The organism is Streptomyces sp. NPDC050423, from assembly GCF_040655445.1.
Taxonomy (GTDB): domain Bacteria; phylum Actinomycetota; class Actinomycetes; order Streptomycetales; family Streptomycetaceae; genus Streptomyces.
Window position 1 is genome coordinate 154,287 of sequence record NZ_JBFAJY010000007.1, and the last position, 14,372, is coordinate 168,658.

A 14,372-nucleotide genomic window follows, 5' to 3' on the forward strand; every position below is an offset into this window, starting at 1 on the left:
CCCGGTCCCGCCCGCGCCCCTCACCCCCCCGGTCCTCCGGCTCCGCGGCGCTCAGCTGTAGACGACGACCTTGTCGCCGTCGTGGACCTGGGCGAACAGTGAGGCGATCCTGCCCTCGTCCCGGACGTTGACGCAGCCGTGCGAGGCGCCGTTGTACCCGCGGGCCGCGAAGTCCGACGAGTAGTGCACCGCCTGGCCGCCGCTGAAGAACATCGCGTACGGCATCGGGGAGTCGTAGATCGTCGACACATGGTGCCGGGACTTCCAGTAGACGGAGAAGGTGCCCTCGCGGGTCGGCGTGTACTGCGAGCCGAACCGCACGTCCATCGACGAGAGGACCTTGCCGTCGATCATCCAGGACAGCGACCGGCTGTTCTTGCTGATGCAGATCACCCGGCCCGTCATACAGCGCTTGTCCGGCTTCGCGACCGGACGGGTCGTCGGCGGGTTCAGCTCCGCCGCCGTCGGCTCGTGCGTCATGCCGAGCAGCTTCTGCCAGGTGAGCGTGTCCGCCTTCCCCGTACGGGACAGCCCGCGCTTGCCCTGGAACGACTGCACGGAGGCGACCGTGACGGTGCCGTAGTAGCCCGTGGGGCTGCGGTCGAAGTGGCCGATCTGGCGCAGCCGGGCCTGGAGCTCGCGCACCTGCTTGCCCTGCGCGCCGCTCGCCATCAGCACCTCGCCCTGCGGGTCGGGCGCGGGCGCGGACTCCGGCGGTGCGCTCGGTTTCGCGCTCTTCGACGGTGTCGCCGTCGCCGTCCCCGGCTTGTCCGCGACGGGCTTGGCGTCGTCGGTGGGCGTGCCGCTCGTCGGCGCGGGCGCCGGGGCGGACGGGGTGCTGCCCGCGGCCTGCGGCTCGCACCCGGCGGTCACCGCGGTCAGCGCGAGTACGGCGACGGCCGCGGTCGCCGCCGCGGCTCCCCTGCCGCCCCTGGGCGCATGGCCGCGCCCGGTCCTTCTCGTGCGTATCATCTCGGCCCCCTCGGGTCTCCGGTATCCCATGGGACGGATTCCCGCTTCGCCCGGTTGCCGAATCCTGCGGATGATGGGGAAATCGTTAGCGGGCACCGCGGGGCAGTCCGACGACAGGCCCTACGGCCTCAGGTTCCGCATCGGTGACCAGCGGGAGGCGGAGCGGATGACGCGAGAGTCGGAGTCGGGACTGCCCATCGAGCCGGTCTACGGGCCGGACGCGCTCGACGGCTGGGACCCCGCGGAGAAACTGGGGGAGCCGGGCGGCTACCCGTTCACACGCGGCGTGTACCCGTCGATGTACACCGGCCGCCCGTGGACGATGCGCCAGTACGCGGGCTTCGGTACGGCCGCCGAGTCCAACGCCCGGTACAAGCAGCTCATCGCCAACGGCACCACCGGCCTGTCCGTCGCCTTCGACCTGCCCACCCAGATGGGCCACGACTCCGACGCCTCCCTCGCGTCCGGCGAGGTCGGCAAGGTCGGCGTGGCGGTCGACTCGGTCGACGACATGCGGGTGCTGTTCGACGGGATCCCGCTGGACCGGGTCTCCACCTCGATGACGATCAACTCGCCGGCCGCGCTGCTCCTGCTGATGTACCAGCTGGTGGCCGAGGAGCAGGGGGTGTCCGCGCGGCAGCTGACCGGCACCGTGCAGAACGACGTGCTCAAGGAGTACATCGCCCGCGGCACGTACATCTTTCCGCCGGGCCCCTCGCTGCGGCTGACCGCCGACATCTTCGGCTACTGCCGGGCCGAGATGCCGAAGTGGAACACCATCTCGATCTCCGGCTACCACATGGCGGAGGCCGGGGCCTCGCCCGCGCAGGAGATCGCCTTCACGCTCGCGGACGGCATCGAGTACGTCCGTACCGCCGTCGCGGCCGGCATGGACGTCGACGACTTCGGGCCGCGGCTCTCCTTCTTCTTCGTCGCCCGTACGACGTTGCTGGAGGAGGTCGCCAAGTTCCGCGCCGCCCGCCGGATCTGGGCGAAGGTGATGAGGGAGGAGTTCGGCGCCACGGACCCCAAGTCGCTGATGCTGCGCTTCCACACCCAGACCGCGGGCGTCCAGCTCACCGCCCAGCAGCCCGAGGTCAACCTGGTGCGCGTCGCCGTGCAGGGCCTGGCCGCGGTCCTGGGCGGTACCCAGTCCCTGCACACCAACTCCTTCGACGAGGCCATCGCGCTGCCCACCGACAAGTCCGCCCGGCTCGCGCTGCGCACCCAGCAGGTCCTGGCGTACGAGACGGACGTGACGGCCACCGTCGACCCGTTCGCGGGCTCCTACGCCGTCGAACGGATGACGGACGACGTCGAGGCCGCGGCCCTGGAACTGATGCTCAGGGTCGAGGACATGGGCGGCGCCGTCAGCGCGATCGAGCGCGGCTTCCAGAAGAACGAGATCGAGCGCAGCGCCTACCGCATCGCCCTGGAGACGGACAGCGCCGAGCGGGTCGTCGTCGGCGTCAACCGCTTCCGGCTCGACGAGGAGGAGCCGTACGAGCCGCTCCGCGTCGACCCGGCGATCGAGGCCCGGCAGGCGACACGGCTGGCGGCGCTCCGTGCCGGACGGGACCGGGGCGCGGTGGACACGGCCCTGGCCGCGCTGCGGGAAGCGGCCCGGGGCACGGACAACGTGCTGTACCCGATGAAGGAGGCGCTGAGGGCGCGCGCCACCGTGGGCGAGGTCTGCGACGCGCTCCGTGAGGTGTGGGGGGCGTACGAGCCGTCGGACGCCTTCTGAGGCGGGGACGGGCCTTTGCCGCCGCGATCTCCGGGGGCGAAGAGGCGGATCGGGGTGGCTCTGTCACCGGGCCGTTACAGGGAGTGGACGACTCCGCCGCGTGGGCTGCCTACATTCGTAGAAGCAGCCCGCCCCACCTCGCGGCCCCACCCACAGAGGAAGCGGCATGCGACTCCCCCACGCCATCCGGCCCACAAGGCCCTTTCTCCACGGAGTCGTTCATGTCATTCCGCACCGCACACCACCGCACCGCACTACGGTCCGCCATCGTCACGGCAGCCCTCGCCGGCGTCGTCGTGCTCCTGCCGGCCGCCGGCGCTTTCGCCGACACGGTGCCGAGCAGCCCGGCACCGGAAACCTCGGCACCGACGAGCCCGGCGCCGACCACCTCGGCGCCCGAGGGGGACGACTACGCCGACGGGGGCACCCTGGTCCACAAGGACGTGCTCAAGGGCGGGCTGACCGCCAGGGTGTACAAGCACGGCGACGCGCACGTCTACTACACCGCCGTCATCCTTGAGCACAGCGGTCCGCTCGGTGCCCTCACCGCGGGTCCGGGCTATGTCTCCAGGGACATCAGGACCTTCCGCGGGGTATCCGTCACGCTCTACGCGGACGGCCGCGTCACCTCGGTGAACGGCGGCGGCGGCGAGGCACCGGTGTACTCCGGGAAGTGCACCGTCTCCGTGACGAAGAGCGTCGGAGCCGGCACCGGGGCCGTGCTCACCATCAGTCCTTCGGGGCCGTCCGTCTTCTTCAAGGACGCGGGGTACGGCACCGTCCTCGACGTCGGCCCGCTCGACCGCCTGCACCCGAAGCTGCCCGCGAGCGCCGGCTTCGTCGGCGAGATCATCAACCCGGACAGCAGCGCCCCGCGCTTGAAGTTCAACATGCAGGGCGGCGGAAACCCGGCGGGCTTCACCGACTTCCCGAAGCTCCCCAAGGGATGCACCTTCCTGTACGACACGGGGTCGGGCACGGGCAAGGGCAAGCACGCGCACTCCTCCCAGACCTCGGTCGTCCCGAAGGGCAGCGTCGCGGCCGGTGCGGAGCTGGAGCAGGGTGGCGGCCACCCCGCTCTGATCGCGGCCGGCGGGGCGGCGGCAGCGGTGGGCGCGGCGGGCGTCGGCTTCGTCGCCCTGCGCCGCCGCACGGCAGCGGCCGGCCGCTGAACCGGTCGGACACGCTCGTCACACGTCGGGGGAGGGGCAGTCGCGCACTGCGGCTGCCCCTCCCGGTTCTGCCTGCCGGGAGTCCCGTATGAACACACCGCCCGCGCGCCGCCCCGTGGCGGCGTCGCTCGTCGCCCTCACCCTCGCCGCCATGGCCTTACTGACGGGCTGCGCCTCGGACGACGACGCCCCCGCCACCGCGCCCGCTCACATCGCCACCTCACCGGCCCCGTCGGCTCCGCCCGTTGAGTCCGACGCCGCCACCCCGATGCCGGCGTCCGAGCCGGTCCGGGTCCGCATCCCCTCGGCCGGCGTCGACACGGGGCCGGTCCTGAGCCTGGGGCTGGCCGCCGACGGCACCGTCGAGGTCCCGACCGTGGCCCAGGCGGACCGGATCGGCTGGTACACCAAGGGCGTCACTCCGGGTGAGAGGGGCCCCGCCGTACTCATCGGCCACTTCGACACCGCCGAGGGCCCGGCCGTACTGAAGAACGTCTCGAAGATCCGGGTCGGCGACCGGATCACCGTCACGAGGGCCGACGGATCCGACGCGGTGTTCGCCGTACGCAGACTCCAGCAGGTCGGCAAGGGCGCCTTCCCGACCGACGACGTCTACGGCGACACGGCCGGCCCCGAGCTTCGGCTGATCACCTGCGGCGGGGAGCTGCGCGGCGGTCACCGGCCGGACAACATCATCGCGTTCGCGGATCTGGTGAGCTGAGAGCACATGGCGCGTGCTGAGGGCTGCTGCGACGAGGACTGACGGAGAACGTCGTCCCATGACCTGAAATCCGCGCCCGGAGTGTCGTATCCGCGTGCGACACTCCGTTTCATGCTGGGTGTCACCGACCTTCCGACCTATCTCGCCGGCCTCGTGCTGATCGTTCTGCTGCCGGGGCCGAATTCGCTGTACGTGCTGTCCGTCGCCGCCCGGCGCGGGGTGCGCACCGGTTATGTGGCCGCCGCCGGGGTGTGGACCGGGGACACCGTGCTGATGACGCTGGCCGCGCTGGGGGCCTCGTCGCTGCTGCAGACGACGCCCGTGCTCTTCGCCGTGGTGAAGTTCGCCGGTGCGGGCTATCTGACCTGGCTGGCCTTCGGGATGCTGCGGGCCGCGGTGTCCATGTGGCGCGAGCGGCACCGGCGGGTGGCCGAGCTGACGGGCGAGTCGGCGGACGGGGGCGAGGCCGCGGGCACCATGGAGCGGCCGTACCGCCGGGCGCTGGTGGTCAGCCTGTTCAACCCGAAGGCGATCCTGTTCCTGATCTCGTTCTTCGTGCAGTTCGTCGATCCGGGGTACGCCTACCCGGCGCTCTCCTTCCTGCTGCTGGGCACCCTGCTCCAGGCCGCCAGCTTCGTGTACCTGTCGATGCTGATCTTCGGCGGCACCCGGCTGTCCGCCGCGTTCCGCCGCCGTAAGCGGCTCTCGGCGGGAGCCACTTCGGCGGCGGGCGTGCTGTTCCTCGGCTTCGCCGTGAAGCTCTCGCTCAGCAGCGTCTGACCGGGCGGGCCGGCCGCGCCACGTCAGTGGTGCCAGGCGTTGCCGAACGGAGGAACTCAACCGCGCTTGAGGTCAAGGCCCAGCGGCGCGAGGTACTCGGCGAGGCCGCCGGTGTCCTCGCCCGCCCAGCCGATGTAGCCGTCCGGCCGGACCAGGAACAGCCCCTTGCCGTACGCCTCGTACGCGTCCATGCGGTGCACCAGGACCGCCGGCCCCGCGGACTCCGGCAGTTCCGCGTCGGTGCCGACCGCCAGCAGCGTGAAGTGCGGGCCCCGGAAGACGTCGAACAGCCGCCGGTCGCCGGTGGGCCCGTCGGGGGCGCGGTCGCCGGCCTCCAGGACGCCCGCCCGGCCCGCCGACAGCGGGCCGCCGCGGTAGCCGAGGCCCAGCTGCTGGGTGGCCGCGCCGCGCTCCTGCTCGCCGCGGTGGATACGGGTGGACAGGCCGAGCACCTCGGCGGCGACCGGGCGGCGCTCCTGTTCGTAGGTGTCGAGCAGGGCGGCGGGCGCTCCGTGGTTCAGCACCTGGCCGAGCTTCCAGCCGAGGTTGTACGCGTCCTGGACGCTGGTGTTGAGACCTTGCCCGCCCGCGGGGGAGTGGACGTGGGCGGCGTCCCCGGCCAGGAAGACCCGCCCCTCGCGGAAGCGGTCGGCCAGTGCGGCGCGCGGCCGGAAGTCGGAGGTCCAGAGCACCTCGGTGACGTCCCCCGCGTCCAGGTGGGTGCGTTCGGCGACGACCGCGCGCACCCCGTCCGCCGAGGTGTCGGGCTCGCCGTCCTTGTACTGGGCGACGAGCTGGAAGTCCGCGGTGCCGGGCAGCGGGCAGAGGGCGATGAACCCGGAGTCGGTGTTCAGCATGTGCCAGTTGAGCCGGTCGAGCGCGTCCTCGGCGACCCGTACGTCGGCCACCAGCATCGGTGCCGGGTCCACCGTCTCCCCGGTCATCGCGATGCCCAGCGCCCGCCGCACCGTGGAGCGCCCGCCGTCCGCCGCGACCAGGTAGGAGGCGCGGACCGGTCCGGTGGACAGCTGGGCGGTCACCCCGTCGGCGTCCTGGCCGAGGCCGGTCAGCGCGGTCGAGAAGGCGACGTCGCCGCCCAGTTCGCGCAGCCGGGCCAGCAGGATCTCCTGGGTCCGCCACTGCGGCATCATCCACGGTTCCCCGTACGGCTCGGCGTCCGTCGCGGCCGCCACCCGGAACATGCGGTGCTCGCCCGTCCGCTCGCCGTTCTGCCAGGCCATCCCGACCGGTGCCGGACCGCCGTGCTCGCGGACCGCGTCGCCGACCCCGAGATCGTCCAGGACCTCCCGTGTGCGGGGCTGGATGCCCTTGCCGCGCGAGCCGGGGAAGAGCGCGGGTGCCTGCTCCACGAGGAGGGCGGGCACGCCCCGGCGGGCCAGGTCGCAGGCGAGGGCGAGACCGGAGGGGCCGGCGCCGACGATCAGGACCCCAGCTTCCTTAACGCTGTTAAGTTTCATGGCGCGAGTGTGAGCTTAACGCTGTTAAGTTGTCAAGGAGGGGGCTGTTAACTTGACGAGGTGGGTACGACGAAGATCGACCGGTCCCGGGTGGCCGACACGGCACTGCGGCTGCTGAACGAACTGGGCCTGGACGGGCTCAGCCTGCGCGCCATCGCCAGGGAGCTGGACGTCAAGGCGCCCGCGCTCTACTGGCACTTCAAGGACAAGCAGGCGCTGCTGGACGAGATGGCCACGGTGATGTACCGCCGGATGCTCGACGAGGACCTGCCGGCACCGGCTCCGCAGGACTGGCAGGACCAGCTCGTCGCGTACAACACCGGGCTGCGCCGCGCGCTGCTGCGCTACCGCGACGGGGCGAAGGTCTACGGGGGCGCGAAGTTCACCGGCACCGACCACGCCGACGGGCTCGAAGGGCATCTGCGGACCATGGTCGACGCGGGCTTCGAGCTGTGGCAGGCGGTCCGGGCGGGCACCACCGCGTACGCGTACACGATGGGCTTCGTCAGCGAGGAGCAGGGCGTCCGCCCGATGCCGGACCAGCGGCGCGAGGGTTTCGACGTCGGTGAACGTGCGGAGCGGCTGGCCCGCTACCCGCTCGCCGCGGCGGCCGGCTCCGAGATCTTCGCCAACTACGACGAACGCTTCGAGGACGGCCTGCGGCTGATCATCGCGGGTGTCGAGGCGCGGTACGGGGTGCGCTGAGGTCTCCCGGCCGGCAGGCCCTACGGGCGGGCGCGCCGCCGCCGTGTCCGGGTCAGGACCGCCGGTGCGAACGCCGTCGCGAGCAGGCCCGCCAGCGCGGCGGCCCCGGCGAGCGTCCCGGCCCGCAGCCCCGGTGGCCGGAACGAACAGTCCACCGTCGTCCGGCCGTCGACCGGCACCGCCACGAGCCCGAGGTACGAGCCGGCCGGGCGCCCGTCGCAGCTCCAGCCCGCGATCCTGGGCGCGGCCAGCACGGCGACCCCCTCGGTGTGCGGCGGGAGTTCGGCGCGCACCCCGCTGCCGGAGACGGTGACCCGCGTCGCGCCCGTCCGCTTCAGCCCCGCCACCGCCGAGGCCAGGCGCCCCGGATCCAGGCAGCCGACGGCCTCGTGCGGAACGGTCCCGTCCCGCTCCGCCCGCAGCGTCACGGCGACCCGGCCCGCGCCCGGACCCAGCGGCAGCATCGCGGCCCGGCGCGTGGGCAGGTCGCCCCGCAGATCGGCCGGTTCACCGGCGGCCCCCAGCCGGGCGGTGCCGAACAGGTCGGGCGCCCACAGGAACACCCGGCTGCCGGCCGGACAGCTCGCACTCAGGGTGTACGTGCCGGGCCGCACCCCGTACGCGTACGGATCGCGGTCCGCGACGGCCACGCCGTCCGCCGACCGCAGCACGGTCGCCGGCAGCGTGTACACCGAGGCGCCGAGCAGCCTCTCCTGGTTGCGGAACGGCGAACGCCCCCAGGGAGCCGCGCCCCCGGACCCGGGCGGCCGGACGGTCACCAGCGGCGGGACGTCCTGCCGGGTCACGGTCACCGGCCGGTCGTCGGGGCGGTTCCAGACCTGATGCGGATCGCGCGGCACCCGGACCCGGGCGCCGACCGAGAACACCGCGTCGGTCACCGGGTTGTCCAGGCTCTGCAGGGCGCGGCCGCGCGAGGTCCAGCCGCCGCCCAGCGCGAGGAGGGTGCGGGTCGTCACGTCGGGCGTATGGCTGCTGTAGTAGGCCCCGCCCTGGCCGCCGACGACCAGCGGGTCGTTGGCGGTGGTCTGTTCCTGCCCCGGATCGGTGCGGTAGCGCGGCCAGCCGTCGGCGCGGGCCACCGCGTCGGCCTGGAGACGCTGGCGCTCGCCCCAGGGCGCGTAGTCGTCGAGCAGCGTCAGCCGCTGCCGGTCGGCGTACGCGGTGGTCGCCGCGGCCTGCCCGGCCTGCGCCCCCACCAGCAGCAGTGCCGCGAGCGCCAGGAACCTGCCGCCGCGCACCAGCGCGAGAGCGCAGAGCGCCGCCACCAGACCCGCGGCGAACAGCGGATACGTCCACCGGGTGACCAGCGCGCTGGGCGCGGCCGCGGCCGCGGTCAGCAGCAGCACCCCGCCGCCGCCCAGCAGCGCCCGCCGGTCCGGCCAGGCGCGGGCGACCGAGGTCCAGGCGGCGATCACCAGGAGACCGCAGAGCACGAACGTCTGCCGGAACGGGCTGCCGTTCGGCGTCGCGAAGGCGTGCCAGAGCAGATGGGTGGGCCCCCACTGCATCGACAGCGCGACCACCGCCACCAGCCCCGGCCACACCCACCGCTCGGCGCGCGGCACCGCCCGGTGGAAGGCCAGCGCGCAGGCCGGCAGCAGGGCGGCCGTGCCGAGGAAGACCGCCGGACTGAAGAAGCCGTACGTGGCCGGCAGCAGCCGGGCCGCGACATCCGGCCAGGCGGCCGGGGCGAACTCCCGCGTCCAGCCCGGGTAGGCGTGCTCGGTGCCGAGGAACACCGGCAGCAGGACCGGCGCGGCCAGCCCGATGCCGAGCAGCACCGTCCGCAGCGCGCGCACCAGCCCCCGCACCCGCTCCCGCGACGTCCCGTCCTCCAGCAACAGCCGTACCACCAGCACCAGCGCGGCCCCGAGCGTGGCCATGTACGCGGTGTAGAAGTTGGAGACCCAGGCGAGCGTCACCAGGAGCGTGCCCAGGACCGGCCGCCGCGCGGTCCGCGCCCACTCGCCGGCCAGGCAGAGCAGCGGGAAGGCGATCAGCCCGTCCAGCCACATCGGGTTGTACGCGGCCTCGGCGACCGACCAGCCGCACAGCGCGTACGAGGCGCCGAGCACAGCCGCCGCCCACTCCCGGCCGCGCCCCCGGCGCAACGAGGTGAGCAGCCAGGTCATCGCCGCCGCCGCCACGCCCGTCTTCACCAGCGTGACCACGTAGACGGCCAGGTCGATCCGGTCCCTCGGGAACACCCCGACGAGCAGGGCGAACGGGCTGGTCAGATACGTACCGAGGTCGGGCAGGAAGCTGGTGCCGAAGCCGGACTGCCAGTTCAGCAGCAGCCCGCCGTCCGCCCTGCCGTGCAGCAGGTCCCAGAGGTGGGCGTGGAACGGTACGAACTGGTTGCCCAGGTCGTTCACGCTGCGGGTGCGCGGGCCGAAGGGGTAGCCGCGGGCCATCGCGTCGCCGGCGCACAGGGTGACGACGGTGAGCACGGCGGCCAGGGCGGCGCCCCGGCCGCGCGGCGATCGGAGAATCGGCGGAGTCCTCATGATGGGTCGAATATGTCATCGAACATCGTGAAATCCCTTGCGGGGAAGGGCGGTTCACCTGATGGTCCGCCGCCCTTCACGCGACGGTCCCCGCCAGGTCATCCGGCCCGCCGCACGCTCCGGGAACGGGCGGGAGGCAGCAGTTTCCCCCGCCGACAGGGCGAGTTCATCCTGCGGCCGTTCAGGTTTCCTAGCGTGCCGTGGAACGCCGAACGGTTGACGAACATCCGTCCCCCTCCCTACGCCCCTTCCCCCACGGGCATCAGACGCTTTGGAGCGCCATGACGAAAGCCCGCACCCGCTGGCCGCGGCAGCGTGACGCGCAGGACCCGGGTCCGTCCGAGGGCGGCACCGGGTCCCTCGCCGCCGTCCGTCCGACGGAGCTGGAGACCTGCCTGCGCGCCTGCGCCGCCCACAGCGGGAAGCTGGTCGCCGGGCTCGACCGGCGGCGCACGGCGCTCGCGGAGGCCCTGCGCCACCTGCTGGCCACCCACGCCGCCATGGAGCAGACGCCCGCTGCCTCCCCGGCGCCCCTGCTGCGGCGCACCGCCAAGAGCGGCCCCGGCACCGCCCTGGTCCTCGGCGACCCGCTGCTCGACCCGCTGCTCGCGGTCGGCAACAAGGCGCTGGACTGCGGTTACGAGGACGAGCTGAAGCTCGCGGTCCTCGTCACGGACACCGTGCTGACCCAGCGCGCACGCTCCCGCGCGGCCTGGCGGCTGCGGGCCCGCGTCCTGGAGGCGATGGGCGCGGAGACCGACGCCGTCGAGGCGTACGAGCGCTACCTCGCCCTCACCGACGACGACGGCTTCGGGGTCGCGGCGAGGACGGCCGGGCTGCGGGCCGGGGCGGAGCGCCAGGGCGAACTGCTGCGGATGCTGGAGCGGGACTGCCCCGAGGCCGCGGGCTTCGCCGGGGAGCCGGTCACCGACACCTGGGCCGAGGGCCTGGCGCTGCACGCCCGAGGGGACCGGAACCGGGCGCGGTCCCGGCTGATCGGCGCACTCCTGGCCCAGGAGCGGTCCGGAGCGCCGGTGCCGGAGATCCAGGAGGCCCTCGCCCAGTACCTCGGCCTCGCCCTGGAGGCGGCCGGCGCGCCCGGCAGCGGCGGCGCCCCCCGCACCACTGCGGGCAGCGGCGGCACCGCCCGCCTGACGGAGCTGATCGCGCTCTACGCCGGACAGCGCCGGAGCCGGATGCGCGGCCCGGTCGCCGACCCCACCTTCGGCGGGGTCGAATGGGTCACGCTCGGGGAGTTCCGCAACCACATCGCGGGCAGGTCGATCTGCCTGATCGCCAACTCCCAGCGGGTCGGCACCGGTTCGATGGGCGCCGAGATCGACGCGTACGACCTGGTCGTCCGCTTCAACTCGTACCGGATCGACCCGGCCGCCACCGGCAGCCGCACCGACATCCACGCCACCATCCACAAGCACGGCTTCAACTGGGACCGGAAGGTCCACACCCGGCTGGTGTTCGGCGGGCTCTCCGGCGACTGGAAGTACTCGCTGCGCAACCGGCTGGTGCCGGGCGCCCAGCAGTACCTCGGGGACGAGTCGCTGCGCTGGCCGCTGCGCGACATCGGCAAGGTCGGCACGGACGTCTGGCCGGCCATCCCCACCAGCGGGTTCAACATGCTGTGGCTGCTGGACCACCTGGACGTCAGTCCGCGACTCGACCTGATCGGCTTCGACTTCTACGAGAGCGGCGCCTACCGGCTGCCCGCCGCGATGAAGATGCCGATCACCTCCGTGCACGAGTACACCAGCGAGAAGGCGTGGGTCATGGAACGCGCCCAGAGCGTCACCGATACGAGGATCCGACTGCGATGACGACGACGCCCCCCGCCGAGATGCCCGCCCCCGTACCGGAAGCCCCCGTGCAGACAGCCCCCGCACAGCCCGCCAACGCGCTCACCGGCAAGCGCCGGGTCGCCTTCGCGAGCTTCGTGGACGAGAACTACCTGCCCGGCTTCCTCGCCCTGCTGCGCAGCCTCGCCCTGTCCAACCCGGCGGTCTGCGAGGACTTCATCGTCCTGCACGACGGGCTGCGCCCCGCGTCCGTCGCCCGCATCCGGGAACTGCACCCGCGCGTCGACTTCCGCCGGGTCGACGCCGCGCACTACGACACGTACGCCAAGGGCGACCAGGACAACTACCTGGTGCGCAAGGCCTACTTCATCCTGGACGTCTTCCGGGTGCGCGACTACGACACCGTGATCACGCTGGACACCGACATGGTGGTCCTCGGTGAGCTGGACGAACTGCTGCGGCTGCGCGAGGGACTCGCCGCCGTTCCGCAGTTCTTCTACGGGCAGCACAAGCTCAACAGCGGGCTGCTGGTCATCCAGCGCGAGTACCTGAGCGACGCGTTCTGCGCACGGCTCGACGAGACCGGCCGCAGCGGCGACTACGAGCTGGACAAGCACGACCAGGGCATCCTGAACGCCGTGCTCGACGGCGACTTCGTGCAGCTCGACTCCCGCTTCAACTACGTCAAGCGGCGGCTCTCCGGTGACCTCCCGGTGCCCGAGACCACCGCGATCCTGCACTTCACCGGCCGGCACAAGCCCTGGCAGGGCGGCGAGGCCGGGTACGGTCTCGCGGAGGACCGCTGGCGCGAGTCCGAGCTGTCCGACGCCGAGTTCCACGCCGCCTACCTGGCGCTTCCCGGCGCCAAGCACCACGACCTGCTGGTGCACTACGGCACCCCGCACGTCCGCCGCACCGCCGACCCCGACAGCGCCCGCCGGGTCGCCGCCGCGCACATCGTCGCCGGTGAGTACCAGGAGGCGGCCGAGCTTCTCGGCTCGGTCCGGATCCCCGTCGACGAGGCCTGGCCGCACGAGGTGCTCGGCCACGCCCTGATGAGCGTCTCGCGCTACGAGGAGGCCCGCGCCCAGCTCCTGCTGGCCGCCGCCGCCCCCAACCGGGCCGCCACCGCCTTCTCGCGCCTCGCCCAGATCGCCTGGATCCACGGCGACGACACCGGCGCCGCGCGGTACGCCCTCGAAGGGCTCGGCGTCGACCCCACCCACCGGGCGAACCGGCTGATGTACAAGCGCACCAGGGACGTGGAGACCCCCGACGGGGGACCGGCCGCCGACCAGCTCGCACACGTCGCCTTCTACATGGACCGGCAGGGCAACGCCGGGGACAAGCTGCTCCCTTCGAGCGTCCGCCTCGCCTTCGGCCGCGACACCGGCCCGGCCCGCTGGCACTCCGTCCACGCCCACCGGCTGTTCGACGAGGCCGCGCTGGAGCGGGTCAACGCCCGCCGCGGACTGGTCATCGGCGGCGGCGGCCTCTTCATCCCGGACACCGCCCCGAACGGCAACAGCGGCTGGCAGTGGAACGTCCCCGACGAACTGCTGGAGCGGATCGACGTACCCGTCATGGTGTACGCGGTCGGCTTCAACGCCTTCGACGGCCAGGCGTACGGCCACGGCCGGGAACGGTTCCTCTCCTCGCTGCGCAAGCTGGTCGAGCGCTCCGCGTTCTTCGGGCTGCGCAACCACGGCTCGATTCGCAAGGTCCGCGAGCTGCTGCCGGCCTCGCTGCACGACAAGGTCCGCTTCCAGCCCTGTCCGACCACGGTCACCCGGCACCTGGTGGACGGCTGGACCGATCCCGAGCGGCGCGAGGAGACCGTGCTGATCAACGCCGCGTACGACCGCTCCGGGCTCCGCTTCGGCCACGACTACGGGCACTTCCTCGCGGAGATGGCCACCGCCGTGAAGGGGCTCGGCGAGCACGCCGAGGTGAAGTGCGTGGCCCACTCGCTGGACGACGAGCGGATCGCGTTCGACCTGCGGCGCGAGCACGGCATCGCGCTGCCGGTGATCCCGATGTACGACTTCGGCAACGACGAGATCCGGGACACCTACGCACGGACCAAGCTGGTCATCGGGATGCGCGGGCACGCGGGCATGATCCCGTTCGGCTGCGGCACCCCCGTCATCAGCCTGATCTCGCACCCGAAGATGGCGTACTTCCTGGCCGACATCGAGCGGCCCGAGTGGGGCATCTCCGTCCACGACCGGCACCTCGGGGCACGGCTGGTGGAGCGGGCGGCCGGGCTGCTGGACGACCACGCGGCGGCGGTGGCCGATGTGCACGGGCGCCAGCGGGAACTGTGGAAGGTCACCGAGGCGAACGCCGCCGACCTCCAGCTGATCCAGGCCGGCGTGCGCGTCTGACGGCAGGACGACAGAACGGCAGAGCGACTGAGGGGGCGGGACGCTGTTCGGCGCCCCGCCCCCTCAGCCGC

10 protein-coding genes are annotated in these 14,372 nt (G+C 72.9%); 7 read left to right on the forward strand and 3 right to left on the reverse strand.

Features of this window, described 5'->3' with window-relative positions; all coding sequences use genetic code 11:
- Nucleotides 1-51: 51 nt before the first annotated feature.
- Nucleotides 52-972, reverse strand: coding sequence for a L,D-transpeptidase family protein (locus tag AB0I52_RS08220; RefSeq protein ID WP_363070129.1), 921 nt, complete (start codon nucleotides 970-972; stop codon nucleotides 52-54).
- A gap of 166 nt (nucleotides 973-1,138) precedes the next feature.
- On the opposite strand from AB0I52_RS08220, the gene AB0I52_RS08225 reads away from it, so the two are divergent.
- From AB0I52_RS08225 to leuE, 4 genes are all read left to right on the forward strand, one after another.
- Nucleotides 1,139-2,719 (forward strand): methylmalonyl-CoA mutase family protein, encoded by a 1,581-nt coding sequence (locus tag AB0I52_RS08225; protein ID WP_363070201.1) that lies wholly within the window; start codon nucleotides 1,139-1,141, stop codon nucleotides 2,717-2,719.
- Between the two features lie 221 nt (nucleotides 2,720-2,940).
- On the forward strand, nucleotides 2,941-3,891 hold the full coding sequence (locus tag AB0I52_RS08230; protein ID WP_363070131.1) for a hypothetical protein: 951 nt from the start codon (nucleotides 2,941-2,943) through the stop codon (nucleotides 3,889-3,891).
- 88 nt (nucleotides 3,892-3,979) lie between these two features.
- The gene (locus AB0I52_RS08235; protein ID WP_363070133.1) at nucleotides 3,980-4,612 is read left to right on the forward strand and encodes a class F sortase; all 633 of its coding nucleotides are present in this window, start codon (nucleotides 3,980-3,982) and stop codon (nucleotides 4,610-4,612) included.
- A 111-nt stretch (nucleotides 4,613-4,723) separates the two neighbouring features.
- Nucleotides 4,724-5,392, forward strand: coding sequence for a leucine efflux protein LeuE (leuE, locus tag AB0I52_RS08240; protein ID WP_363070135.1), 669 nt, complete (start codon nucleotides 4,724-4,726; stop codon nucleotides 5,390-5,392).
- Nucleotides 5,393-5,448: 56 nt separating this feature from the next.
- Here the strand turns inward: leuE and AB0I52_RS08245 are convergent, their stop codons facing one another.
- A complete protein-coding gene (locus AB0I52_RS08245) occupies nucleotides 5,449-6,870 on the reverse strand; it encodes an FAD-dependent monooxygenase (protein ID WP_363070137.1) in 1,422 nt (473 codons plus the stop codon).
- A 60-nt stretch (nucleotides 6,871-6,930) separates the two neighbouring features.
- Between AB0I52_RS08245 and AB0I52_RS08250 the strand changes: the two genes are divergently transcribed.
- Nucleotides 6,931-7,575, forward strand: coding sequence for a TetR/AcrR family transcriptional regulator C-terminal domain-containing protein (locus AB0I52_RS08250; protein WP_363070139.1), 645 nt, complete (start codon nucleotides 6,931-6,933; stop codon nucleotides 7,573-7,575).
- A 20-nt stretch (nucleotides 7,576-7,595) separates the two neighbouring features.
- Here AB0I52_RS08250 and AB0I52_RS08255 read toward each other — a convergent pair whose 3' ends face one another.
- Nucleotides 7,596-10,103 carry a YfhO family protein gene (locus AB0I52_RS08255; protein ID WP_363070141.1) on the reverse strand — a complete coding sequence of 836 codons (2,508 nt, stop codon included), beginning with the start codon at nucleotides 10,101-10,103 and terminating at the stop codon, nucleotides 7,596-7,598.
- Nucleotides 10,104-10,384: 281 nt separating this feature from the next.
- Here AB0I52_RS08255 and AB0I52_RS08260 point away from each other — a divergent pair, with 281 nt between their 5' ends.
- Together AB0I52_RS08260 and AB0I52_RS08265 are read left to right on the forward strand one after the other, a co-directional pair.
- Nucleotides 10,385-11,935, forward strand: a complete 1,551-nt coding sequence (locus AB0I52_RS08260; RefSeq protein WP_363070143.1) for a hypothetical protein — start codon at nucleotides 10,385-10,387, stop codon at nucleotides 11,933-11,935.
- Between the two features lie 20 nt (nucleotides 11,936-11,955).
- A complete protein-coding gene (locus AB0I52_RS08265; protein WP_363070203.1) occupies nucleotides 11,956-14,301 on the forward strand; it encodes a glycosyltransferase in 2,346 nt (781 codons plus the stop codon).
- Nucleotides 14,302-14,372 lie beyond the last annotated feature (71 nt).

Bases quoted from the DNA above. Each gene is read 5' to 3' on its own strand.
- AB0I52_RS08220 (WP_363070129.1), bottom strand. From the start codon at position 972: ATGATACGCACGAGAAGGACCGGGCGCGGCCATGCGCCCAGGGGCGGC.
- AB0I52_RS08225 (WP_363070201.1), top strand. From the start codon at position 1,139: ATGACGCGAGAGTCGGAGTCGGGACTGCCCATCGAGCCGGTCTACGGG.
- AB0I52_RS08230 (WP_363070131.1), top strand. From the start codon at position 2,941: ATGTCATTCCGCACCGCACACCACCGCACCGCACTACGGTCCGCCATC.
- AB0I52_RS08235 (WP_363070133.1), top strand. From the start codon at position 3,980: ATGAACACACCGCCCGCGCGCCGCCCCGTGGCGGCGTCGCTCGTCGCC.
- leuE (WP_363070135.1), top strand. From the start codon at position 4,724: ATGCTGGGTGTCACCGACCTTCCGACCTATCTCGCCGGCCTCGTGCTG.
- AB0I52_RS08245 (WP_363070137.1), bottom strand. From the start codon at position 6,870: ATGAAACTTAACAGCGTTAAGGAAGCTGGGGTCCTGATCGTCGGCGCC.
- AB0I52_RS08255 (WP_363070141.1), bottom strand. From the start codon at position 10,103: ATGAGGACTCCGCCGATTCTCCGATCGCCGCGCGGCCGGGGCGCCGCC.
- AB0I52_RS08260 (WP_363070143.1), top strand. From the start codon at position 10,385: ATGACGAAAGCCCGCACCCGCTGGCCGCGGCAGCGTGACGCGCAGGAC.
- AB0I52_RS08265 (WP_363070203.1), top strand. From the start codon at position 11,956: ATGCCCGCCCCCGTACCGGAAGCCCCCGTGCAGACAGCCCCCGCACAG.